This is a genomic window from Labrys sp. HAY1-8F (genome assembly GCF_056754975.1).
Genome location: NZ_JBPGWZ010000002.1, coordinates 5,284,845 through 5,306,966 on the forward strand (window position 1 = coordinate 5,284,845; position 22,122 = coordinate 5,306,966).

The 22,122-nt window shown below is 63.3% G+C and carries 22 protein-coding genes; 10 read left to right on the forward strand and 12 right to left on the reverse strand.

What is annotated here, in order from left to right; genetic code table 11:
• Positions 1–91: 91 nt before the first annotated feature.
• Positions 92–625, reverse strand: a complete 534-nt coding sequence (locus tag ACR9ZN_RS33550) for a GNAT family N-acetyltransferase (protein ID WP_481274253.1) — start codon at positions 623–625, stop codon at positions 92–94.
• Entirely contained in the window at positions 591–812 is a 222-nt protein-coding gene (locus ACR9ZN_RS33555; RefSeq protein WP_481274254.1) for a GNAT family N-acetyltransferase, cg3035/Rv0428c family, read from the reverse strand. The genes ACR9ZN_RS33550 and ACR9ZN_RS33555 overlap by 35 nt, the downstream gene beginning before the upstream one ends.
• A gap of 366 nt (positions 813–1,178) precedes the next feature.
• Between ACR9ZN_RS33555 and ACR9ZN_RS33560 the strand changes: the two genes are divergently transcribed.
• Positions 1,179–1,769 (forward strand): hydrolase, encoded by a 591-nt coding sequence (locus ACR9ZN_RS33560; RefSeq protein ID WP_481274255.1) that lies wholly within the window; start codon positions 1,179–1,181, stop codon positions 1,767–1,769.
• Positions 1,770–1,851: 82 nt separating this feature from the next.
• Here ACR9ZN_RS33560 and ACR9ZN_RS33565 read toward each other — a convergent pair whose 3' ends face one another.
• Both ACR9ZN_RS33565 and ACR9ZN_RS33570 read right to left on the reverse strand, forming a co-directional pair.
• A complete protein-coding gene (locus tag ACR9ZN_RS33565) occupies positions 1,852–2,451 on the reverse strand; it encodes a hypothetical protein (protein WP_481274256.1) in 600 nt (199 codons plus the stop codon).
• A gap of 62 nt (positions 2,452–2,513) precedes the next feature.
• Entirely contained in the window at positions 2,514–3,419 is a 906-nt protein-coding gene (locus tag ACR9ZN_RS33570) for a LysR family transcriptional regulator (protein WP_454813542.1), read from the reverse strand.
• Between the two features lie 122 nt (positions 3,420–3,541).
• Between ACR9ZN_RS33570 and ACR9ZN_RS33575 the strand changes: the two genes are divergently transcribed.
• Positions 3,542–4,201 carry a nitroreductase family protein gene (locus tag ACR9ZN_RS33575; RefSeq protein WP_481274257.1) on the forward strand — a complete coding sequence of 220 codons (660 nt, stop codon included), beginning with the start codon at positions 3,542–3,544 and terminating at the stop codon, positions 4,199–4,201.
• A complete protein-coding gene (locus ACR9ZN_RS33580) occupies positions 4,198–5,103 on the forward strand; it encodes an EamA family transporter (protein WP_481274258.1) in 906 nt (301 codons plus the stop codon). The genes ACR9ZN_RS33575 and ACR9ZN_RS33580 overlap by 4 nt, the downstream gene beginning before the upstream one ends.
• Positions 5,104–5,189: 86 nt before the next feature.
• Here ACR9ZN_RS33580 and ACR9ZN_RS33585 read toward each other — a convergent pair whose 3' ends face one another.
• Complete coding sequence (locus ACR9ZN_RS33585; RefSeq protein WP_481274259.1) at positions 5,190–6,242, reverse strand: aldo/keto reductase; 1,053 nt, start codon at positions 6,240–6,242, stop codon at positions 5,190–5,192.
• Between the two features lie 11 nt (positions 6,243–6,253).
• Entirely contained in the window at positions 6,254–6,970 is a 717-nt protein-coding gene (locus ACR9ZN_RS33590) for a GntR family transcriptional regulator (RefSeq protein WP_441772584.1), read from the reverse strand.
• 161 nt (positions 6,971–7,131) lie between these two features.
• Here ACR9ZN_RS33590 and ACR9ZN_RS33595 point away from each other — a divergent pair, with 161 nt between their 5' ends.
• Positions 7,132–8,661, forward strand: coding sequence for a UxaA family hydrolase (locus tag ACR9ZN_RS33595; RefSeq protein ID WP_481274260.1), 1,530 nt, complete (start codon positions 7,132–7,134; stop codon positions 8,659–8,661).
• A gap of 155 nt (positions 8,662–8,816) precedes the next feature.
• A complete protein-coding gene (locus ACR9ZN_RS33600) occupies positions 8,817–9,560 on the forward strand; it encodes an alpha/beta fold hydrolase (protein WP_481274261.1) in 744 nt (247 codons plus the stop codon).
• Positions 9,561–9,571: 11 nt separating this feature from the next.
• On the opposite strand, the gene ACR9ZN_RS33605 is transcribed toward ACR9ZN_RS33600, so the two are convergent.
• Positions 9,572–10,795, reverse strand: a complete 1,224-nt coding sequence (locus ACR9ZN_RS33605) for a TCR/Tet family MFS transporter (protein ID WP_454813549.1) — start codon at positions 10,793–10,795, stop codon at positions 9,572–9,574.
• A gap of 345 nt (positions 10,796–11,140) precedes the next feature.
• Here ACR9ZN_RS33605 and ACR9ZN_RS33610 point away from each other — a divergent pair, with 345 nt between their 5' ends.
• From ACR9ZN_RS33610 to ACR9ZN_RS33625, 4 genes are all read left to right on the forward strand, one after another.
• Positions 11,141–12,427, forward strand: coding sequence for a 3-phosphoshikimate 1-carboxyvinyltransferase (locus ACR9ZN_RS33610; RefSeq protein WP_454813550.1), 1,287 nt, complete (start codon positions 11,141–11,143; stop codon positions 12,425–12,427).
• A gap of 63 nt (positions 12,428–12,490) precedes the next feature.
• Entirely contained in the window at positions 12,491–13,924 is a 1,434-nt protein-coding gene (locus ACR9ZN_RS33615) for a cryptochrome/photolyase family protein (RefSeq protein WP_481274418.1), read from the forward strand.
• Positions 13,925–14,299: 375 nt separating this feature from the next.
• Positions 14,300–15,697, forward strand: coding sequence for an amidase (locus tag ACR9ZN_RS33620; protein WP_481274262.1), 1,398 nt, complete (start codon positions 14,300–14,302; stop codon positions 15,695–15,697).
• A 44-nt stretch (positions 15,698–15,741) separates the two neighbouring features.
• Positions 15,742–16,917 carry a CaiB/BaiF CoA transferase family protein gene (locus ACR9ZN_RS33625; RefSeq protein WP_454813555.1) on the forward strand — a complete coding sequence of 392 codons (1,176 nt, stop codon included), beginning with the start codon at positions 15,742–15,744 and terminating at the stop codon, positions 16,915–16,917.
• Between the two features lie 236 nt (positions 16,918–17,153).
• Here ACR9ZN_RS33625 and ACR9ZN_RS33630 read toward each other — a convergent pair whose 3' ends face one another.
• The 3 genes from ACR9ZN_RS33630 to ACR9ZN_RS33640 all read right to left on the reverse strand — a co-directional run bounded on the left by ACR9ZN_RS33630 (position 17,154) and on the right by ACR9ZN_RS33640 (position 18,639).
• Positions 17,154–17,753, reverse strand: coding sequence for a nitroreductase family protein (locus ACR9ZN_RS33630; RefSeq protein ID WP_434955931.1), 600 nt, complete (start codon positions 17,751–17,753; stop codon positions 17,154–17,156).
• Between the two features lie 248 nt (positions 17,754–18,001).
• Positions 18,002–18,415, reverse strand: a complete 414-nt coding sequence (locus ACR9ZN_RS33635) for a DoxX family protein (RefSeq protein ID WP_441772575.1) — start codon at positions 18,413–18,415, stop codon at positions 18,002–18,004.
• A gap of 44 nt (positions 18,416–18,459) precedes the next feature.
• Complete coding sequence (locus ACR9ZN_RS33640; RefSeq protein ID WP_481274263.1) at positions 18,460–18,639, reverse strand: hypothetical protein; 180 nt, start codon at positions 18,637–18,639, stop codon at positions 18,460–18,462.
• A 95-nt stretch (positions 18,640–18,734) separates the two neighbouring features.
• Between ACR9ZN_RS33640 and ACR9ZN_RS33645 the strand changes: the two genes are divergently transcribed.
• Positions 18,735–19,670, forward strand: coding sequence for a LysR family transcriptional regulator (locus tag ACR9ZN_RS33645; protein WP_481274264.1), 936 nt, complete (start codon positions 18,735–18,737; stop codon positions 19,668–19,670).
• A 56-nt stretch (positions 19,671–19,726) separates the two neighbouring features.
• On the opposite strand, the gene ACR9ZN_RS33650 is transcribed toward ACR9ZN_RS33645, so the two are convergent.
• Positions 19,727–20,548, reverse strand: coding sequence for a DeoR/GlpR family DNA-binding transcription regulator (locus tag ACR9ZN_RS33650; RefSeq protein ID WP_454813556.1), 822 nt, complete (start codon positions 20,546–20,548; stop codon positions 19,727–19,729).
• Positions 20,549–20,838: 290 nt separating this feature from the next.
• On the reverse strand, positions 20,839–21,894 hold the full coding sequence (locus tag ACR9ZN_RS33655; protein WP_481274265.1) for a hypothetical protein: 1,056 nt from the start codon (positions 21,892–21,894) through the stop codon (positions 20,839–20,841).
• Positions 21,895–22,122 lie beyond the last annotated feature (228 nt).

Genomic DNA, 22,122 nt, shown 5'->3' on the forward strand with positions numbered 1-22,122 from the left:
AATTTGTCAAATAGATTTCAATACGTAAAAATAATGTTATTTATAGGTGTTTTAAAAATTTATTTTATTTATCAATGAGATGGCCCGAAAGTCATGCATCCTGAGCAACGCTGCTCGGCGACCATGCAACCTTGCGGCGATAAGAATAACGGCTGACTTCTGTAGAAAAGGCGAGCGAACGGTAGAGGGACCTGCCGATATCGTTGCCAGCCACCACCGGGAGACAGGCTCCTTTCGCGCCCTGTTCGTCCTGGGCCCAGGCAAGCAGGGCGTTGATGGCGCCGTAGGCATGACCCTGGCGCCGACACTCGGGATCGGTCGCCACGGCGTTGAGGCAGACGATGCCGTCATACACCGCGCCGAAGGCGAGGGAGGCCGGGCGGCCGTCGCCGGCCAGCGAAACCGCATAACCGGTGGGCACGGCGACGGCGCCGAACAAGGCGCGAGCGTTGGCGGCGGCCGCTGCGGAGAATTTCTGGAGGCGGGCATGGGCCTCGAACCAGATGTCGTCGAGACCGGGCCGCACGAGCGCTGCGCTGCCGTTGCCTTGGGGCCGGGCGGTGGCAAAGTCGCGATAGAGTACGCAGGTTTCATCTTCGCCCGGGCCATATCCGGCCTCGTCCAAGGCGCCGCCGATATCCTGCGCCGAAACGCGTGCCGGGCCAGAGCAGGCTGATGGAATTGGCCCGCTTGGTGTGCCCGTGCGAAAAGCGCAGCAGCCAGCCGTCGAGCCATATCGTCTTCAAGGCTGGCCAGCCGTTCAGGCATGCCTCTTCCACGCGCCGGGCCAGAACGTCGTTGTTGTCTGCCATGGTTGTATGCACTGCCTGTTCGTTGAAACCTCGATGGTCCGCCGCGAGGTTGGCGACAAGGCGCCATATTTTGCGTCAGACTGATCATCCTTTTGTAGCGCAAGCTTGACCGGATGGTCGACTTGAGCTTTGCGCGGGGCTGCTCCTACAAGGCTGACTACCCTGGGCCGTGTCGTCGGTTATGGATCCCAGCAAAGCCATAACCGACGACACGGCCCGACTGCACCTCGCGGTGCCCGAAGCGTCTTGCGATTGGACGGACTCGCCCGGAATTGCAAAGACGTGCGGAAACAACAGCTAGAGCAGGCAAGCGTTCAGCCATGAACGCGGCTTGCTCCAGCGCATCGACGTTTATCGGAGCTTGCCATGTTGCGTCTGGACCCCCGCCATACCGCCCTCGTGATGATCGATTTGCAGAATTGGATCGTCGGCCGGCCGGTGGCGCCGCATTCGGGCGAGAATGTCATCGAGCGGTCGCTGCGCATCGGCAAGGCGCTGCGCAAGGCGGGTGGCACGGTCATCCTGGTGCGCGTGGCTTTTTCCGACGGCTATGGGGATGTGGTGAAGGTTCCTGTGGATGCACCCCTGATCCTGCCCGAGGACAAAATGCCCCCCGAGGCTGTTGCCTTCGATGACAGGATCAACCCTTCGAAGGCCGATGTGGTGATCACCAAGCGCCAATGGAGCGCCTTTCACGGCACGGAACTGGATTTGCAATTGCGCCGGCGTGGCATCGACACGGTGATCTTCAGCGGCATTGCCACCAATTTCGGCGTCGAAGCCAGCGTCCGCGATGCTTTCGCCTACAACTATGCCGCCATCGTAGTCGAGGACGCCACCAGCAGCACGACGGCCGACATGCATCGCTTCTCGATCGATCATGTCCTGCCGCGCGTCGCCCGCATCCGCTCGAGTGCCGTGATCATCGATGCCATCAAGGAAGCCATGAAGGATTGAGCGGTCGTGTTGCCTCACCCCAGCGACGCTCCGGGCCGATTGATCGACCCGGAAGATGCCGACGGGGCAGCGATTCGTCCGCTCACGATTCTGATCGACCGGCAAGGCGGGAAATCAGATCCTTGGCCAGGCGATCGGCGCTGTTCGGATCGCTGACATTCATCAGGGGGATGTCGTGCCTGGTCGCGGCTTCGACGAAGGCTTCATACTCGCGAACGGATCGTTCCGCGAACTTGTCGATGGCGATTTTCATCCGGTCGTCTTGCTGGGAATAACGGCTCCCTCTTTCGATGCGCTCCCGCAAGGCCCGAGGCTCGGCGTGGAGACAGATGACCAGTGCCGCGCCGATCGCCCAGTCGGGACAATATTCAGGCCGAAGGGCTGCCCCTTCCAAGACGAAGCCGTTGCCCTCTTGGCGTAGCGCCTGCAACTTGCTCTGGATGAGCGGGCGTATGTTCTCGTGATGGACTCGGAGAAACCAGTGAATGGCGTCGTCCGCCAGGCGGAGATAAAATTCCATGACGGGGTCTGGCACACCCGTCCAGGGACGCCCCGGATGGCGACCCAATTGATCGGTCGAAATCACGGGCCACCCGAGGGCGCTGCCGATGTGGTGGGCACAGGTCGATTTGCCGACATGCGAGGTGCCGAGCAGGAGCAGGGCGGACGGTTTTGTCATCATGGATCGACTATTGCTCTTGAGGGGAACCGATGTCCCATTCCGAGACATTCGCGATTCCGGCCCTAGATTTCGGGAAATGTCGAACGGGCAAACTGTTCGGCGGCAAAATCCAGGAACACCCGGACTTTCGGCACCAAGTGGCGTTTGGAAGGATAGATGGCGAAGATGGAGGTTTCCATGCTGTGCCAGTCCGTCAGGGCCGGCTGTAGCCGGCCGGTGCGCAGATCGTCCTCGACATAGATGCGCGGGATAAGGCTGAGGCCGAAGCCACCCAGCAAGGCCTGGCGGACGGCGAGGCTCGACGTCACCTTGAAGCGGCCTCTGACTGGTACGCCGACGGCCTCGCCATGCCTGTCGAAATGCCAGTGATCGGCATGGGAGGACAGGGTGAAGCGCACGCAATCGTGTTGCTTCAAATCTTCGGGCCGCGCCGGCAGGCCGGCGCGGGCGAAATAGGACGGAGCGCCGCAGACCACATGCGGCACGGCCATGAGCTTACGGGCCACCAGGCTTGAATCCTCCAGGAGATCGCTGCCGCGAATGGCAATGTCGTAGCCTTCCTGGATGATGTCGATGCGGCGGTCGTCCATGTTGAGGTCGAGGGATAGAGCGGGATTGGCGTGCAGGAAATCGGGCAAGGCCGGGGTCAGGCATTTGAGCGCCATGGTCATCGGCGAACAGACCCGCAGGAGCCCGGTGGGGGCTTGCCTCAATGCGCCGATCGAGGCACCGGCGTCGTCGATGTCGTCGAGAATCTGGCGAACGCGCTCGTAATAGAGAGCACCGGCTTCCGTCAGGCTCATGCGGCGGGTGGTGCGGTTGAACAGGCGCAGCGACAGAGTCGCCTCCAGTTCACCGATATTCTTGCTGATTGCCGCCGGCGACAGGCCGAGGGCGCGGGCAGCCTCGGCGAAGCTGCCGCGCTCGGCCGCCTGGCGAAAAGCCTTGAAGGCCGTGAGCTGATCCATTGATTGAACACCGCAGGTAATGAATATCGTAATCTTATCCTATATTATCGTTCTGTGGTGAATGCCTAGATTGATCTGCAGTGATCGCAATACGCGCTCCCCCGACATCAAGCAGGCAAGCCATGACCTATTTCGCCAAGATCCCCGTTGCCGACACCGCACTGGTCGAGGCCCAGTGGAAAGCCGCCATCGAAGGCCGGGTATCGGCCAATCATTTCGATCCTTCGCATCGGCTGTCCGACGCCGACATCGGCGAATTGGTGCGATTGGCGACCTCGGCGCCCTCCGCCTACAATCTGCAGAACTGGCGTTTCATCGCGGTGCGCGAAGCGCAGGCCAAGGCGCGCCTGCGCCAGGCGGCGCATGGCCAGGCCAAGGTCGGCGATGCCGCCGTCACCTTCATCGTCTGCGGCATGCTGGCGGGCCGGGTCGACCTCGCCGCGCGGCTGCGTCCCGCGGTCGAGGCGGGCCTGATGCCGGAAGGCGTGGTGGATGGCTGGGTCGCGGCGGCCCGGCGCCAATTCGAGGACAATGCCGAGGCCGAACGCGACGAGGCCATCCGTTCGGCGAGCCTGGCGGCGGCGACGCTGATCCTGGCCGCTTCCGCTTCGGGCCTGGCCTCAGGGCCGATGACGGGCTTCGATGCCGAGGCGGTCAGGGTCGGTTTCGGCCTCGGGCCGGACGAGATCCCGGTGATGCTGGTCGCGGTCGGCCGAGCGGCGGAGGGCAATGGCTCGCAAAAGCCGCGGCGGCCTCTGGAAGACGTGATGGTGCTGTCATGAGCAGTCTCAGTCAGGCTTCTTCAGGGAGCGCCATGGGGCACGGCCGGCCTCTCGACGTGTTGATCACCGCCATCGCCCCGGCGGTGTGGGGCAGCACCTATATCGTCACCACGCAGCTCCTGCCGCCCGGCTATCCGCTGACCGTGGCGATGCTGCGCGCTTTGCCGGCGGGATTGCTCCTCCTCCTGCTGGTGCGGCAATTGCCGAAGGGGCATTGGTGGTGGCGCGTCGTGGTGCTTGGCACGCTCAACATCGCCTTCTTCCTGACCATGCTGTTCATCGCCGCTTACCGGCTGCCGGGCGGTGTGGCGGCCACCATCGGCGCCATCCAGCCGCTGATCGTGATCTTCCTGACCCGGGCCGTGCTGGGCACGCCGGTGCGGCTGGCGGCGATTGCGGCCGCCCTGGTGGGTTTGGGCGGCGTGATGCTGCTCTTGATCGCACCGCGCAGTGTCGTGCTCGATCCGGTCGGCATTGCCGCTGGCTTTGCCGGGGCGCTGTCGCTGGCGTTGGGAACGGTGATGAGCCGTCGCTGGCAGCCTCCGGTGTCGACGCTCACCTTCACGGCCTGGCAGTTGACGGCCGGTGGCCTTCTCCTGGTGCTTGTCGCATTATGGGTGGAGCCGCCTTTGCCGGCGCTCAGCCTCGGAAATGTCGCTGGCCTCGCCTATCTCACCCTGATCGGTGCGGCGCTGACCTATATGCTCTGGTTCCGCGGCATTGCCCGTCTCGGCCCCTCTGCGGTGGCCTCGCTGCTCTTCCTGTCACCCCTGACCGCCGTGGTGCTGGGGTGGGGCCTGCTCGGCCAGTCGCTCACGGTTGTACAACTCATCGGCATGGTTCTGGTGATCGGCAGTGTCTGGGCGAGCCAGAAGTTGCAGGCTGGAGTGCGGAGACACTGACGGCTGTCGTGAGTGTCTGCGTATGTATACAAATAAAAATGGCGGCCAATGGCCGCCATTTTTGTCGTAGGTCGTGCGCGCCCTGGTCAGGCCGGTACTGGCGCATCCTCGCGCAGCAGGCCTTCGGCCTTGAGGTCGTCCCAGAGTGCCGCCGGGATCTTGGCGCCCATGATCTCGGCATTGCGGGTGACTTCCTGGGGCGATTGGCCGCCGGGAATGACGGAAACCACCTGGGGATGGCCGAGTGGAAATTTCAGCGCGGCCTCGACCAGCTTGACGTGGTGGGAGGCGCAGACCCGCTCGATCCGGGCAACCCGGTCGAGGATCGCAGGCGGCGCCGGATCGTAATTGTAGAAGGCGCCCGGGCGCGGGCCGGTTGCCAGGATGCCGGAATTGTAAGGGCCACCCAGCACGATGCCGATCTTCTTTTCCGCGCAATAGGGCAGGAAGCTGGTGAGGGCATCCTGTTCGAGCAAGGTGTAACGGCCGGCAAGCAGGAAGACGTCGAAATCACCGGCGCGTGCCAGGGTTTCCGCCACCTGCCACTCGTTGATGCCGGCGCCGATCGCCTTGACCGTGCCCTCGCTGCGCAACTGTTCGAGCGCACGGTAGCCGCCCTCCATCAACTCCTTGATGCGCTGGTCGGAGGCCTCTTTCGAGCCATGGGTGAAGATGTCGACGTCATGGGCGAGCAGCACGTCGATGGTATCGATGCCAAGGCGTTCGAGCGAGAACTCCACCGAGCGCATCACCCCGTCATAGGAATAGTCGTAGACCTGCTGGCGGGAGGGCGTGTCGAAGAACTTGCCGATGCCGGTGCGCTCTTCCGGCGGCACCACCTTGAGCAGGCGTCCGATCTTGGTGGAGAGAACGTAGTCCTCGCGCTTGCGTCGGCGCAGCAGGGGATTGAGGCGCGTCTCGGCGAGGCCCAGGCCATAGAGCGGGGCGGTGTCGAAATAGCGGATGCCGGCATCCCAGGCCGCGCTGACGGTGAGGGCGGCGACATCCTCGTCGAGTGCCCGGTAGAGATTGCCGAGCGGAGCTGTACCAAAGCCGAGTTCGGTAAAAGGGATCACAGCGCCGGAACGGCTGGTGTGTTTGCGGATGGCGAATTTGCTGTCGGGCAATTTGTTGGTCATGGCCTCTCTCTTCACAGGTCTTCGAACAGTGTGGGATTTTCGGCGGCGAAGGCCACCAGCTCCGTGATGACGGTATCGAGATGCGCTTCCATTGCCCTGGCGGCGGCATCGGCATCGCCGCCTCGCAGGGCTGAAACGATGGCCTGGTGGTCGACCAAAGTGAGGGCAATGTGCCGGGGCGAAGAAAGCAGGCGGCGCACGCGATCGAGATTGGCGCGGGCCGCCTCCACAGCCGCTTTGACGCGGGCAAAGCCGAGGGCATCGAGCAGAATGAGATGGAATTCGAGGTCGAGCAGGTGGAAGCCACGCCGGTCGCCGGCCTCGGCAGCCGCCTGCTGGTAGCGCAGATTGCGTTCGAGTGCCGGCAGCAGCCTGTCGTCGTGATCGCGGGCCAGGCTGCGCACCGCCTGGGCCTCCAGGGCACGGCGGATGAACATGCTCTGGCGCACTTCAGCCAGTCGGATTCGCGAGACGCGAGTGCCGCGTTGCGGCAGGATTTCCACCAGCCCCTCGGCCTGCAGGCGGGCCAGGGCCTCCGAGACCGGAAAGCGCGACACGCCCAGCCTTTCGCAGATGGCAAGTTTGTCGATGTCCTCGCCCGGCGCGAGTTCGAAACCGATGATGGCTTCGCGCAAGACCGCCAGCACGCGCTCCGTCGTGCCGCCGCGGCCCGTCATGCCAAGCGGCTCGAGGAAGGCATAAGAGGCTTTGACGGTGACATCTGACATGCTAACATGTTAGCAATGGCTTTTGCCCTTGCCTAGAGCAAAGTGCGATTTGTCCAAAATCGCACTTTCTCTCCAACTCATTGTTCTGACGCGTTTTCTCAATCGGAAAGTCTATCAACTTTTCTGGAAAACGCTTTGGCACTTTTCACCTGGATTTCGTCATGCAGATCGTTGCCAAAACCGCCCGGACCTTGCGTCTCAATGCCAAGGACAATGTGCTTGTCGCCATCGACGTGATCGAGCCCGGGGCCGATGTCGAGGGCGTGGCGGCGCTGCAGCGCGTGCCCAAGGGCCATAAGATTGCCGTCGTGCCGATTGGCGAGGGCGAGCCGATCGTCAAGTTCGGCCAGATCATCGGGTTCGCCTCGCAGGCGATCGTGCCGGGTTCCCACGTCCATTCGCACAATTGCGAGTTCCATGCCTTCGAGCGAGATTACGCCTTTGCACAGGACGCGCGTCAGGAATCGATCCTGCCGCTCGACCAGCAGGCAACCTTCCAGGGCTATCGCCGTCCCAACGGCAAGGCCGGCACGCGCAATTATGTCGCCATCCTGACCAGCGTGAACTGCTCGGCCTCGGTGGCCCGTTTCATGGCGGATGCCTTCAACCAGTCCGGCATCCTGGCCGATTATCCCAACATCGATGGCGTGGTGCCCTTCGTGCATGGCACCGGCTGCGGCATGGCCGACAGGGGCGAAGGCTTCGAGATCATGAAGCGCACGCAATGGGGCTACGCTTCCAATCCCAACATATCAGCCGTGCTGCTGGTGGGCCTGGGCTGCGAGGTGTTCCAGATCGGCCGTATGAAGACCGAGTATGGCATCGTCGAGGGCGACCATTTCCAGACGATGACGATTCAGGACACTGGCGGTACGCGCAAGACCATCGAGCAGGGCATGGAGCGCATCAAGGCGATGCTGCCGCTGGCCAACCAGGCCAGGCGCGAGACGATCCCGGCCTCCGAGCTGATCCTGGCGCTGCAATGCGGCGGCTCGGATGGCTATTCCGGCATCTCCGCCAATCCTGCCCTCGGTGCCGCCGCCGATATGCTGGTGCATCATGGCGGCACGGCCATCCTCTCCGAAACGCCGGAAATCTATGGCGCCGAGCACCTGCTCACCCGCCGCGCCGCGAGCCGCGAGGTCGGCGAGAAGCTGGTCAAGCGCATCAAGTGGTGGGAAGAATATACAGCCAAGAACAACGGCTCGATGGACAACAACCCATCCCCCGGCAACAAGGCCGGCGGGTTGACCACCATTCTGGAAAAGTCTCTCGGCGCTGCGGCCAAGGGTGGTACGACCACGCTCACCGCCGTCTATGAATATGCCGAACCGGTGAAGGAGAAGGGCTTCGTCTTCATGGACACTCCCGGCTATGATCCCGTCTCGGCCACCGGGCAGGTCGCAGGCGGCGCCAACGTCCTTTGCTTCACCACCGGCCGCGGCTCGGCCTATGGCTGCAAGCCGACGCCCTCGATCAAGCTCGCCACCAATTCCGACATCTATCGCCGCATGCAGGACGACATGGACATCAATTGCGGCGACGTGCTGGAGGGCGTCTCGATCGAGGAGAAGGGCAGGGAGATCTTCGACAAGATCCTGGCCGTCGCCTCGGGCGAGAAGTCGAAGTCGGAAGAACTCGGCTACGGTTCCAACGAGTTCGTGCCCTGGCAGGTCGGCGCGACGATGTAACTTTCCGGATCGGGTCGGATTGTACGTTGCTTGTCATTGCCGGGCTTGACCCGGCAATCCAGTGCCTCAGGCCGGCATCTGGCGGCCCCTGGATACCTGGGGCAAGCCCGGGTATGACAAATTCTGTGCCGTTCTCTCCTTAAAGACCATCTGCCATGCCCTTTATCTCCCATAACGGTCATCGTACCCACTATCAGACAGTCGGCGCGGGACCGCCCGTCATGCTGTTGCATGGGCATTTGCTGAGCTCGCAATGCTGGCTCGAAGGCGGCTTCGCTGAAGCGTTCCTGACTGATCACACGGTGGTGCTGGTGGATGCGCTCGGCCATGGCCAAAGCGACGGGCCGGCGGATCAGGCCGCTTATCGCCTGGAGAACCAGGCCGGCAAGGTCGCGGCTGTGATGGATGCCCTCGAAATCGAGAGCGCGGATGTCATCGGTCACTCGATGGGGGCGTGGACCGCGGCCGGTATGGCCAGGCACTGTCCCGATCGCCTGCAATCCCTGACGCTCGGCGGCTGGGACCCGGTGAAGGGCGTGTCGGCCGCCTTTCCGCCGGGCTTCGACGGACCGTTGCATTTCGAGCAGGCCCTTGAATTGGCGCGGGCCTTCGTGCCGCATCTGGTCTCGTGGGTGACGCCTGCGGACGAGCCGGGCCTGCGCGCGAGCTGGAATGCGCTCGCCGAAATGGACGGCCTGGCGGAGGCCTTGCTGTCCGGCGGAGCGCCGGTGCTGATGTGGTGCGGCCGCGACGATATTCGAGGGCGCCATATGAAGGTCTTCGCCGAGCGCCATGGCCTCGAGATGATCTGGACCGCGGGAAACCACAACAGCGTCGTCTACGAACACGCGCCGGAAGGGGCGCGAGCCGTCAGGGCCTGGCTCAGGCCAGGTGGCTAGAGCGTTTTGCTCTAGGACGCCCGCCGCTTCTCCGGCACGGCGAGAAAGGCCAGCAACGCGAGCGCCGCGATGATGGCGGCAGCAAAAAAGGGCGCGCCGGGCAATTCGATCACCGCCTGCTTGCCGGCGAACAGGCCGAAAAGCTGGGTCGCCATGGCCGGGCTCAGAATGGCGGTGATGCCCATCAGGCCGGAGATCGCGCCCTGCAATTCGCCCTGTGCATCGTCGTCGACCTGATGGGACATCATGGCGTTGATGGCGGGCATGGCGATGCCGGCAAGGCTCGAGAAGCCCAGCAGCGCGTAGATCATCCAGCCCTTGCTGGCCAGGCCGTAGGCGACCAGCACGACCGCCTCGAGCGCCAGACAGATCGCGGCGGTGTGCCATTCACCGAGGCGCCGGATGATGACGCCGACCAGACCACCCTGCACGATGCCGGTGATCACGCCGAAGGCCGCCAGCGACAGGCCGACATCGAACTCGCTCCAGCCATAGCGATAGATCGTGTAATAGGCCCAGATGGCCGGGTAGACGTTGTTGGCCAGGAAATGCAGGAACAGCACCAGGCCGGCGCCGAGCAGGAAGGGGTGGTGGCGAAAGGCGATCAGGGTGCCGAGCGGGTTGGCGCGGGAAAGCGCGAAGGGGCGGCGCTTTTCGGGCGCCAACGTCTCCGGCAGCACGAAATAGCCATAGACGAGGTTGGCGAGCGACAGGGCCGCCGCGGCGAAGAAAGGCGCGCGCGGGCCGAACCCGGCGAGCAGGCCGCCCAGTGCCGGGCCCAGCGCGAAACCGACGCCGAAGGCGGCACCGACCATGCCGAAGGCCTTGGCGCGCTCCTCCGGCCTGGTGATGTCGGCGATGAAGGCATTCGCTGCGCTGTAGGAGGCGCCACAGATGCCGGCGATCAGCCGTCCGAGGAAGAGCCAGGCGATGGTCGGGGCGAAGGCGGTCAGCAGATAGTCGATGCCGAGGCCCCCGATGGAAAGCAGCAGCACCGGCCGCCGCCCATGCGCATCGGAGAGATTGCCGAGGATCGGGCCGAACAGGAACTGCATGGCCGAATAGGCCACGAACAACCAGCCGCCAATCACCGAAGCCTCGGCGATGTCGACATGCGCGACCCCCTCGATCAGGCGTGGCAGCACGGGAATGATGATGCCAAGGCCGATCATGTCGATCAGCACGGTGATAAGCACGAAGGTGAGGGCGTGGGGGCTGGTCTTCGATTCCGTCATGGGGCACCCTATCTGAAAAACCAGATCCTCCGCAGGTTGCTCTTCCAAGCAAATTCCTGCTGATCGAGCCACGGGAACGATCAGCAGAAATTCTGCTTAGCTGGCCGCAGCCGCGGCGTGCAATCCACGAGGCCGGAGGCGGCGGGATTGGTTCTCACTTGGCGCAACCGCGCAACAATCGTAGAGAGGGCGCGATTGCGTCTTTCTGCCCGCTGCGGCGGGGCCAGAGCGTTTTGTGATTTGGCGGAATCGCCAAGAATCGCAAAGACGCGTTGAAACAAAGATCTAGAGCAAAAAGACGTTTCCGTTTAAACGCGCTTTGCTCTTGGAATGAAGGAATAGAGGATGTCGACGGATTGGAGCGGAGATCTGACCACGGTGATCCCGCCGGATCACCCGCTGCGCGGACGCGTGGTGCCGCCGGGCTCCAAGTCGATCACCAACCGGGCCTTGCTGGTGGCGGCGCTGGCCAAGGGAACCAGCCGCCTGACCGGCGCGCTCAAGAGCGACGACACCCGTTACATGGCGCTGGCGCTACAGGCCATGGGCGTCACCATCGAGGAGCCCGATGCGACCAGCTTCACCGTCACCAGTTCGGGCCGGCTGATGAAGCCGGCTGCGCCCCTCTTCCTCGGCAATGCCGGCACGGCCACCCGCTTCCTGGCCGCCGCGGCGGCCCTGGTCGAGGGCGATGTCGTGGTTGACGGCGATGCCCATATGCGCAAGCGCCCAATCGCGCCGTTGGTTGCTGCACTCGGCACCCTCGGTATCGCGGCCGAGGCGCCGACCGGCTGCCCGCCCGTCACCGTGCACGGCAAGGGCAGCTTCGGGGCAGGGCGGGTCGAGATCGATGCGGGGCTATCAAGCCAATATGTCTCCGCTTTGCTGATGGCGGCCGCCTGCGGCCAGGACCCTGTCGATATCGTGTTGGCAGGTGGGCGGGAAGGCGAGGAGATCGGTGCGCGCGGCTATATCGACCTGACCCTCGCCACCATGCGTGCTTTTGGTGCCGAGATCGATCGGCCCGACGCCCGGACCTGGCGGGTGTCGCCGACGGGCTATCGTGCCACCGACTATCTGATCGAGCCGGATGCCTCCGCCGCGACCTATCTATGGGCCGCCGAGGTGCTGACATCGGGCGCCATTGATCTTGGCGTGCCGGCTGAAGCCTTCACCCAGCCGGACGCCAAGGCCCATGCGTTGATCGCGGCCTTTCCGCATCTGCCGCCGGTGATCGATGGCTCTCAGATGCAGGACGCGGTGCCGACGCTTGCCGTGCTCGCCGCCTTCAACCAGACGCCCGTGCGCTTCACCGGCATCGCCAATCTGCGCGTCAAGGAATGCGACCGGGTGGCCGCGCTCGCCGACGGCCTGACCCGCATTCGTCCCGACCTCGCCAGAGAGGAGGGCGATGACCTCATCGTTGCTTCCGATCCCGGGCTTATAGGCCAGACCCTGCCGGCTTCGATTGACAGCTACGCCGATCATCGCATCGCCATGAGTTTCGCGCTGGCAGGGCTGAAGATCCACGGCATCTCCATCCAGGATCCTGGTTGCGTCGCCAAGACCTATCCCGGCTACTGGCAGGCGTTGGCCTCGCTCGGCGTAAAGCTGGAGGAAAGCCACGCGTGAAGGCGCGCTGACCGGGGGCAGAGGCATGGCGACAACGGTTTCCCCCCGGCCAAGCCCGGCATCATCTGGTTTCGCGATGATTTACGCCTGCGCGACAATCCCGCCTTGCATGCCGCCTGCCAGAGCGGGGCGCCGATCCTCTGCCTCTATATCCACGAACCCGCAGGCACGGGCCAGCGCCGGCCGGAGGGCGCGGCGCTCTGGTGGCTGCATGGGTCGCTCGTGGCGCTCGATGCGGCCCTGCGCGAAAAAGGCGGGCGATTGCATGTCCTCGCCGGCGCAGCCGAGGAGATCCTGAATACAATTGTAGACAAGGTCTCTGCCGGCGCCGTCTACTGGAACAGGCGCTATGATCCGGCTGGCCGGGATATCGATACGGGCATCAAGGCGGGGCTGCGGTCTCGCAGTGTCGAAGCCCATAGTTTCAATGGCTCTCTCTTGCGGGAGCCCTGGACGATCTCCTCCCAATCGGGTGGACCCTATCGCGTCTTCGGGGCCTTCTGGCGGGCCTTCCAACAGGGGGCCGTCGAGCCACCCTTGCCGGCACCGGCCGAACCCACCTTTGCGCCGCTTGCGGAAGAAGTGGTTCAGCACTTCGGCTATCCAACCGCCCTCGAGCCCGATCCCCAGCGTCCCGATTGGGCCGTAGCGATGCGTGCGGACTGGACGCGCGGGGAAGCGGCAGGGCTCAGCTGCCTGCAGGACTTCCTCGATGAGGATCTCGCGGGTTATGCCAACGATCGTGATGGTCTCGACGACAGGACGACGTCGCGGCTTTCGCCCTTTCTGCGTTTCGGCAATGTATCCGTGCGGCAACTTTGGCATGCGCTCTCGGCACGCCAGCATGGTGGCATGGCGGCCGGCGATCGCGACGTCGACAAGTTCAGGTCGGAACTCGGCTGGCGCGAGTTTTCCTATTCTCTCCTCTATCATTGCCCGCCGTTGCATGAGCGCAATCTTCAGCCGGATTTCGATGCGATGCCCTGGCGCCAGGACGGCAGAGATCTCGCCGCCTGGAAGCAGGGCATGACCGGCTATCCCGTCGTTGACGCGGCCATGCGCCAGTTGTGGGCGACCGGGTGGATGCACAATCGCGCCCGCATGATCGTCGCCTCCTTCCTGGTCAAGCATCTGCTGATCGATTGGCGGGAAGGGGAGCGCTGGTTCTGGGAGACCTTGGTCGACGCCGATCCGGCCAATAATCCGGCGAGCTGGCAATGGGTGGCCGGATCGGGCGCTGACGCCGCACCCTATTTCCGTATCTTCAATCCGGTGACCCAGGGCGAGAAGTTCGATCCGGATGGAGTTTTCGTGAAGAGTTGGTTGCCGGAACTCGAGCGCCTGCCCGCTCCCTTCGTTCATCGGCCCTGGACCGCCTCGTCCGCGCAACTCGATGCGGCTGGCATCCGCCTCGGCAGGACCTATCCTCTTCCGATCGTCGATCACAAGGTTGCTCGCGAAAGGGCATTGGCGGCTTGGCGCTCGCTACGTGGATGATGTGCTGCGACGAAGAATAGGTGTTTTGTTTGATAGGCGGCACTGCCCCTCACCCTTACCCTCTCCCCGTAAAAACGGGGCGAGGGGGACTTCGATGGCACGTTTGAATGGAAATGGTCTTATCTCGCCCAGCCGAAGAGCCAGATGAGATCCTTGGTGATAAAATCGCAACGCTTGTGCCCCCCTCGCCCCGTTCTTACGGGGAGAGGGTAAGGGTGAGGGGCTGCGCTGTGATATCGAAGGAATAATTCAATCCGCGGCCATCTTTGAGATGTCATGGCGAAGGCCGGCATGCGGCCTGCAGTGACGTCGCAGCCCCTACCGCGACGCTGTTCTTGCCGCTAGGTTGAGGTGCTTGAGTCTAAGGGGGGATCGATGGCGGAGTTGAACAGCGCGGTCGCATTGGCCGAGGCGATCAGGAGCGGCAAGTCGTCCGCTGCCGAGGCCGTCGAGACTTGCCTCGCCCGTTCCGCCAAGGAGCAGCCAAGGATCAATTGCTTCACCGAGATCTATGCCGAAGAAGCACGCGAGCAGGCCGCCCGCATCGATGCCTTCCCTCTTGCCGAGCGCGCAGGCCAGGCCCTGTGCGGCGTGCCTGTTGGCATCAAGGATTTCACGCCTATCGCAGGCAAGCTGACGACCTTCGGCTCCAAGGTCTTCCGCGATTATGTCGCCGAGCATGATCCGGTGATCGTGCGTCGCCTGAAGGCGGCTGGTGCCGTCATCGTCGGTCACACCACCACACCCGAATTCGCCTATTCCGGCAACACCCAGAGCCCCCTCTGGGGCATCACCCGCAATCCCTGGAATACCAAGCTCAGCGCGGGCGGCTCTTCCGGCGGCTCGGGGGCAGCGGTCGCGGCAGGCTGCGTGATGCTGGCCGAAGGCACCGACATGGGTGGTTCGGTGCGCATTCCCGCTTCGCTCTGCGGGGTAGTCGGATTGAAGCCGAGTTTCGGCCGCATCCCGATGGACATCCTGCGCACGCAATATGACACGCTCGCCCATTTCGGGCCGCTGGCGCGCTGCGTCGACGACGCGGCCCTGTTCCTGGCTGTCAGTGAGGGGCCTGACGATGCGGATGCCCTGTCGCTGCCGGCCTTGCCGCCGGCTTTTCCCGTCGCATCGTCGCCGACCCGGCCGCGCCTCGCCGTCTCGCTCGATCTCGACACCCATGCGATCTCGGACGAAGTCGCCGAGTTGTTCCATCGCCTGATCGACGATCTCGCTCGGTCCGGTGCCGAGATCATCTGGGTGAAGACACCGTTCAGCGTGCAGTCGGTGCTCGATTGGGAGGATCTGTGGGCCTACTGCTTTGCGGGCGATGTCGGCCATCTCCTGGAAGGGCATCGCGGCGATCTCGATCCGAACGTGGTCGCGCTGATCGAGGCGGGCCGCAAGCTCGATGCCGTCAAGCTGCGCGCCATCGAGCATCGGCGCACCGCTCTGTGGCGAGCCTTTGCCGAAGTGCTCAAGGGCTACGATGCCCTTCTGTGCCCGACGACCTGCACGACTGCGCCCTTCGCCGATCCTGCCCGGCGCGAGCGCGACGAGATCCTGCCCGACGGTCGCTTCAAATCGGTCGACATGACCGGCCATTTCAACCTGACCAGTTCCTGCCCCGTCATTTCCGTGCCGATGGGCCTCGGCGCCAGCGGCATGCCGGCCGGCGTGCAGATCGTTGGCCATCGGCATGATGATCGCGGCGTGCTGGCCTTGGCCAAATGGATCGAAGGCCTGCGGCCTCCCGTCTTCCCGCCGGCCGCCGTCTGACGCATCTCCGAAACGTTTTTCCTAAGAAAGCCCTTGAAGCCATCATGTGGACACCTCTGCCGGACCTTCCCACCCACAATCCGCCTAAGCCGCTGCATGGCGTGCGCGTGCTCGAACTCGCCCGCATCCTGGCGGGGCCCTGGGCCGGGCAGTTGCTTGCCGATCTTGGCGCCGAGGTCATCAAGGTGGAGCGGCCGGGGCAGGGCGACGACACCCGCACCTGGGGACCGCCCTTCATCACCACGGAGGATGGCGAGAATCTCGGTGCGGCCTATTTCCACTCCTGCAATCGTGGCAAGCGCTCGGTCGCCCTCAATTTCGAGACCGCCGAGGGGGCAGAGCAGGTCCGCGCCCTCGTGCGCGAGGCCGATGTCGTGCTCGAGAATTTCAAGGTCGGCGGGCTGAAGAAATATGGCCTCGACCATGAAAGCCTGAAGGCGATCAACCCACGCGTGGTCACTTGCTCGGTCACGGGATTTGGACAAGATGGTCCATATGCCTCCAGGGCAGGTTACGACTTTATGATCCAGGGCATGGGTGGCATCATGGACCTGACCGGCGATCCAAACGGCGAGCCGCAGAAGATCGGCGTCGCCTTCGCGGATGTCTTCACCGGGGTCTATGCCGTGGTCGGTGTGCAGGCTGCCCTGCGCCGGCGCGAGATGACGGGTCTCGGAGGGCATGTCGACATGTCGCTGTTCGACGTCCAGCTCTCGGTACTCGCCAACCAGGCGATGAATTATCTGGCCTCCGGCAAGAGCCCCACCCGCATGGGTAATGCCCATCCCAACATCGTGCCCTATCAGGTGTTTCCGGCCAGCGACGGCCACCTCATCGTCGCCTGTGGCAATGACAGCCAGTTCGTCAAGCTCTGCGGCGTGCTCAACATCCAGGATATCGCGGCCCATCCCGATTATCTCACCAACAAGGACCGGGTGCGTAACCGCGATACGCTGGCGGCCCTGATCGCCGGATTGACCGGGCGGCGAACGAGGGCGGACCTGTTGGCGTCTCTGGAAAAGGTCGGCGTGCCCGCCGGGCCGATCAATTCGGTTGCCGACGCTCTGCACGATGTGCAGGCCACCCATCGCGGCATGATCGTCGACCTGCCGCATGCCGGGGTGAAGGGGGGCTCCATTCCCTCCGTGCGCACGCCCATCCTGATCGACGGCGAGCCGATGGTGGCGCGGACCGCGAGCCCGGACCTACCGAAGGTGTAAGGGGCGCTTGCGGGGGGCAAAACACGGAGGGTCGATCTCCAGATCGACCGTCTTCACTCGCTATCATACCCGGTGTTTCCAAGTTGGTCGATCTGGAGATCGACCCTCCGATTTCGCGCCTACCCCGTCACGATAGTACTCACGAACGAGATGGCGGCTATCCCGAAAAAAGGCCGCCATGCGGCGGCCTCGTTCATGTCATCAACCGGAATTACCTCCGATACGCGCCGATGTCTTCAGGCGTAGACCTTGAAGCGGTCATTGTCGTTCATGAAGCTCTTCTCGGGCAGGGGCTGCTCGTTGGAGCCGAAGGGCATCTGGGCGCGCAGCTTCCAGGACGTCGGCACATGCCATTCCTTCTGCACGGCCTCGTCGACCAGCGGTGCATAGTGCTGCAGGCTGGCGCCGATGCCATGCTCGGCCAGAGCCGTCCATACGGCGAACTGGGCCATGCCGCCCGACTGTTCGGACCAGACCGGGAAGTTGTCGGCGTAAAGCGGGAACTTCTCCTGCAGGCTCTTCACGACATCCTGGTCTTCGAAGAACAGCACGGTGCCGGCGCCGGCGCCGAAGGCATCCATCTTGCCCTCGGTCGAGGCGAAGCTGTCGGCCGGCACGATCTTGCGCAGGATCTCCTTGGTCAGGTGCCAGAACTTGTCGCTCTGCTTGCCGAACAGGATCACGGCGCGTGAGCTCTGCGAATTGAACGAGGAGGGCACATGCTTGATCACGTCCTGGATCAGCAGTGAAATCTCTTCCTGGCTCTTGGGCAATGTCTTGCCCAGGGCATATTGCGTGCGGCGGGTCTTGATATGGTCGATAAAGGTCTTGGACATGGGGAGTCTTCTCTATCTTCTCGACGGCGAGGAGGAGCCGTCATTTGCGGCAGGTTCTATCGCAGCTTTCCATGTCTCGAAAGAGACGCCGTGGAAATCACGATAATCTCGATGGTTAGATCCGAAAAAGTTGAGATGTCGTAGCGCTTGCATCGGAGGGCTGGTCGATTTTGCCAAAAGGCCAGACGGATCGCTTCGATCCGTCTGGCAGTTGGCGACGCAAGGCCGGGCTGGCCCGGCCTTCCTCCTCAGGCGGTCGCAACGGTTTTCCGGTTGTTGAGGACGGCGTCGACGCTGAGACTGCCGGCACCGAAGGCGACGACCTGCAGCAGGCCGCCAGCCATGGCGATGTTCTTGAAGAAGTGGATGAACTGGTTCATGTCGCCCAGATTGTTGTGGAAGAATGCGGCGGCGGCGACCGAGAACGCCGCCATGATGAGGGCGACGAGGCGGGTCTGGTAGCCGACGATCAGCAGCAGGCCGCCGATGAGCTCGACCACGATGGCGATAGCCACGCCGAGATAGGGCAGCGGCAGGCCAACGGTGGCGATGTAGCCGGCGGTGGCGGCAGGGGCCGTGAGTTTGCCGAAGCCGCTGAGAAGGAAGATGGCGGCGATCAGCACGCGGCCAAGGAGCGGGGTGTAACGAACGTCTGAGGACATGGGATTATCTCTTGTCTTTGGAGGAGGGGAGCGGAATTGGCCGCTCAGGCTTTGGTGTCGGTGAAGTGCGCGGTTTCCAGCGCCCTGGCCAGCGCATCCGTGGCACCCGAGGGGGCAAGGGACACGATATGGATCTTCGGCGGTGGCAGGACCTGCTCCTTGACTGGAGCGAAGAGACCGGCTTTGCGTCCGAACAGGCAATCCAACAGGCTGGTGATGAACATGGCGAGCACCTCATCTGAACTTGGCGCTGTTATCTCAGAGATTGATGTTCAAGAAAATCTGGATAATATAGACAATTAGGTTCGAGAAAATTGATATGTCTGATCCGCGCCCCACGCTTGACCAGCTTCAGGTCTTCCTTGCCATCGTCGAGGCCGGTAGCTTCGCCGGCGCGGCCCGCCAGCTCGGGCGTGCAACCTCGGTGGTCAGCTACACCATCGCCAATCTGGAAGCCCAGCTCGGTCTGGAGCTTTTCGATCGCGATTCCACCCGCAAACCCCAATTGACCGAGGCGGGCAAGGCCATGCTGGCCGAAGCGCGCGTGGTGGCGCGGGGCGTGGGCAGCCTGATCGCCAAGGCCAAGGGCCTGACCTCGGGGTTGGAGGCGGAAGTCACGCTGACGGTCGACGTCATGCTGCCGCCCTGCGCCCTGGTGCGGGTACTGAACGCCTTCCAGGCGGAATTTCCCACCGTGTCACTGCGCCTGCATGTCGAGGCGCTCGGCGCCGTCACCCAGCATGTGCTCGACGGCATCGCCGATCTCGGCGTGGGCGGGCCCCTGTCGCGCGACATCATCGGCATCGAGAGGCGGGGCATCGGCTCGATCCGCCTGATCCCCGTGGCTGCTCCTTCCCATCCTCTGGCCAGCCTCGATAGCGAGGAGGCCGATGTCCGGGCGCAGGAGCATGTACAACTCGTGCTGACGGACCGCTCCAAATTCACCGAAGGGCAGGAATTCGGCGTACTCAGCTCGAAGACGTGGCGCATCGCCGATCTCGGCGCCAAATTCATGCTGCTCCGCTCCGGCATCGGCTGGGGCAGCATGCCCGAGGACATGGTGAATGACGACATCGCCGCGGGCCGGCTCGTTCGTCTCGCCATGACGGGTTGGGATCGCAATCTCTATCCCCTGCAGAGCATCCGGCGCACGGATACGGCCCTCGGTCCTGCGGCGAGCTGGCTGCTTGCCAAGCTCAAGGCGGCGCTGGACGAGACCGGCGAGGCGCTTGCCGCTGCGCGTAGCGCGGCGTAGGCGCAAGGCACCGGACAGTCTTATGATGAGGCACCAGGTGCGCTGACGAAGCCAGTCTATCGCGGCGCCGTCCCCTTCATTGGCACCACGGTGACCTTGGTGCCGTAGCTATGAAGCGCTTCCAGATGTTCGGGCCTGATGCCGTCATCGGTGATCAATTCGTCGATGGCGGAAAGCTCGCAGAAGGTCGAGAACGAAGGCGCCGAGAATTTTGAACTGTCGACCACCACGATGGTGCGCCGGGAGGACTGGATCATCTTGCGCTTGAGCGAAGCGACCTCGAGGGCGGCATCGGTGAGGACATTGCCGCTTACGGCATAGGCGCCGGTGACGCAGACATCGGCATGCACGGTGTTGAAAAAGCTCTCGCCCGGCTCGCCCCAGAGCGAGCGCCAGCCGCCCGGCCGGATGGTGCCGCCGGGCATGATCACGCGCCAGCTCGGCACGTCGGAACTCACCTGGGCAATCTCCAGGCTATTGGTGACGACGGTGAGGGAAAGGTCGCGCAGGGCGGCCGCCCGCACTACCTCCATCACGGTGGAACTGGCTTCGAAGATCACGCTCTCGCGGTTGTTGATGCGCAAGGCCGCTTCGACGCCGATGGCGATCTTCTGGGCGCGTTGCATATGCGCATTGATCTGCGATTCACGTTCGAAGGTCGCCTGCAGCGGCGGCACGAGCAGGGCGCCGCCGTGGGTGCGTTCGAGATAGCCGCCTTCCATCAGATGTTCGAGGTCGCGGCGAATGGTCGACTGCGAACCGCCGATCGAGTCGGCCAGTTCCTGGATGGAGGCGGCCCCATTGATGCGCAGATGCTCCAAGATGAGCGCCCGCCTTTTGGCGGGGATGATCTCGACGCGTTTGGTGGGGGCTTCCATATAAAGCGGACTCCTTGGGGCGGACTGACCATCGAAAGGACCGCGACAGGTACGGGCCGCCTCGACGCAGTCAGACGATAGTGCCCAGACTTACGCACAATCTTGCAGATTCTGCCATTAAAGTGCGCTCTTTCCCAGATGGACAAAAGGCGGATCACAGCGACCCGCCTTGCCTGGAGCAAGGTCTGTTCATGACTGAACGCCTGTTTGCCCGAGCTCCATGTTTTCAGCCAGTCCAATGGATTGGCTAGAGCAGCCTTGCTCCAGCCAAAGGGCTGGGACCGTTTCGGTCAGGCGACCTTCTTCAGGGTCGCCGGCTTGAGCACATCCTCGGTGATCGCCAGATCATCGTCCAGGCTGCGCTTGGCCTTGAGGCCATTCTTGGCAAGTTCGCCATGATAGGCCTTGACCGCCTCGTCCGGAGCGACGGTGCCGTCGGCGACCTGACGCATCAACCCCAGCAGCGCGAGCGGATCCTCAGCCAGGTTGATCTTGCGGCCGAATAGAGCGACACGACCGCCATATTTTTCGGCCTGGTGCAGCAGCTCGAAGGTGTCGCGGGTGGTGCCGGCGCCGCCGCCGAGCACGCCGACCACCAGATCGGGATCGAAGCTCGCCAATTCCTCCAGCGCCTTGGGACCGTTATAGACGATCTTGAGGAATTGCGGCCGGTCCGCCTTGGTTACGCCGGCCAGGCAGCGCAGGATGCTGTCATTGATGTATTCGCCGATCTGGGCCCGATCGAGGCCGCAATCGACATTCGGATTGAAGACTTCGAAGAAGTACTTGAAATTGTTGTCGGCGGCCTCTTCGCGGAAAGCAGCGAAGGCATCGAGCGCCTCGTAATCGTGATCGATGTCGTTGAGGAAGGTCACCGAATAAAGGCCGAGATCGGTGCCGATCACGGGTGCACCGATCGCAGGCTCGTTGGTGCCGTACATGACGCGCGAAAGGTTGGCGGTCCGGAAATGGCGGGAGGGATGCTTGGTATAGGCCTGGTGACGCACGCCACCCCAGCAATCGGTGGTGTCATTGGCGCGAATGGAGGGTTTCACCGCCGAATTGCGGAAGACGCCGCGCTCGTGCAGCAGTTCGAGATTGGAGGCCGACACCAGCATGATGTCGACGATATCCTGTTCGACGATGGTCTGGATCTGATCGAGAAATTCGGCGCGCGTGCGTACACGGCCCTGGCCGCCATCATCGCTGCGGGCAAAGCCGGTCGCGGCAAGGCCGGAGCCCATGTCGCCATCCTTGGCATCGGCGATGATGAAATCGGATCGCTTGTAGTTGCCCGCTCGGATATTGCGCAGTTTCTGGTCGAGACGGGTTTGGGGATAGGCCATCGCATAGGCTCCTTGGACTGGCGATGAATGCCGCCGCTTCCTCGCTGCGGCGAGTCGCATTCATTTCAATGACACTCATATACGATCAAAATCTTTCAAACCAGTGCAAAGTTTTCCTTTTGCTGGAATTGTCGCCACACCCGGCATGGACTGGAAACCTTGCGGATCGCGATGCAAATTTGCATGGATGAGGTGTGTTGTTCGCTCCCGTATTGCGGGGGGCTACGG

Excerpts from the sequence above, each read along its gene's own strand:
- ACR9ZN_RS33650 (WP_454813556.1), bottom strand. The coding sequence starts at position 20,548 with ATGGAAGCCCCCACCAAACGCGTCGAGATCATCCCCGCCAAAAGGCGG.
- ACR9ZN_RS33645 (WP_481274264.1), top strand. The coding sequence starts at position 18,735 with ATGTCTGATCCGCGCCCCACGCTTGACCAGCTTCAGGTCTTCCTTGCC.
- ACR9ZN_RS33570 (WP_454813542.1), bottom strand. The coding sequence starts at position 3,419 with ATGGATCAGCTCACGGCCTTCAAGGCTTTTCGCCAGGCGGCCGAGCGC.
- ACR9ZN_RS33625 (WP_454813555.1), top strand. The coding sequence starts at position 15,742 with ATGTGGACACCTCTGCCGGACCTTCCCACCCACAATCCGCCTAAGCCG.
- ACR9ZN_RS33635 (WP_441772575.1), bottom strand. The coding sequence starts at position 18,415 with ATGTCCTCAGACGTTCGTTACACCCCGCTCCTTGGCCGCGTGCTGATC.
- ACR9ZN_RS33590 (WP_441772584.1), bottom strand. The coding sequence starts at position 6,970 with ATGTCAGATGTCACCGTCAAAGCCTCTTATGCCTTCCTCGAGCCGCTT.
- ACR9ZN_RS33555 (WP_481274254.1), bottom strand. The coding sequence starts at position 812 with ATGGCAGACAACAACGACGTTCTGGCCCGGCGCGTGGAAGAGGCATGC.
- ACR9ZN_RS33560 (WP_481274255.1), top strand. The coding sequence starts at position 1,179 with ATGTTGCGTCTGGACCCCCGCCATACCGCCCTCGTGATGATCGATTTG.
- ACR9ZN_RS33630 (WP_434955931.1), bottom strand. The coding sequence starts at position 17,753 with ATGTCCAAGACCTTTATCGACCATATCAAGACCCGCCGCACGCAATAT.
- ACR9ZN_RS33585 (WP_481274259.1), bottom strand. The coding sequence starts at position 6,242 with ATGACCAACAAATTGCCCGACAGCAAATTCGCCATCCGCAAACACACC.
- ACR9ZN_RS33565 (WP_481274256.1), bottom strand. The coding sequence starts at position 2,451 with ATGATGACAAAACCGTCCGCCCTGCTCCTGCTCGGCACCTCGCATGTC.
- ACR9ZN_RS33655 (WP_481274265.1), bottom strand. The coding sequence starts at position 21,894 with ATGGCCTATCCCCAAACCCGTCTCGACCAGAAACTGCGCAATATCCGA.
- ACR9ZN_RS33610 (WP_454813550.1), top strand. The coding sequence starts at position 11,141 with ATGTCGACGGATTGGAGCGGAGATCTGACCACGGTGATCCCGCCGGAT.
- ACR9ZN_RS33580 (WP_481274258.1), top strand. The coding sequence starts at position 4,198 with ATGAGCAGTCTCAGTCAGGCTTCTTCAGGGAGCGCCATGGGGCACGGC.
- ACR9ZN_RS33620 (WP_481274262.1), top strand. The coding sequence starts at position 14,300 with ATGGCGGAGTTGAACAGCGCGGTCGCATTGGCCGAGGCGATCAGGAGC.
- ACR9ZN_RS33600 (WP_481274261.1), top strand. The coding sequence starts at position 8,817 with ATGCCCTTTATCTCCCATAACGGTCATCGTACCCACTATCAGACAGTC.
- ACR9ZN_RS33575 (WP_481274257.1), top strand. The coding sequence starts at position 3,542 with ATGACCTATTTCGCCAAGATCCCCGTTGCCGACACCGCACTGGTCGAG.
- ACR9ZN_RS33640 (WP_481274263.1), bottom strand. The coding sequence starts at position 18,639 with ATGTTCATCACCAGCCTGTTGGATTGCCTGTTCGGACGCAAAGCCGGT.
- ACR9ZN_RS33595 (WP_481274260.1), top strand. The coding sequence starts at position 7,132 with ATGCAGATCGTTGCCAAAACCGCCCGGACCTTGCGTCTCAATGCCAAG.
- ACR9ZN_RS33605 (WP_454813549.1), bottom strand. The coding sequence starts at position 10,795 with ATGACGGAATCGAAGACCAGCCCCCACGCCCTCACCTTCGTGCTTATC.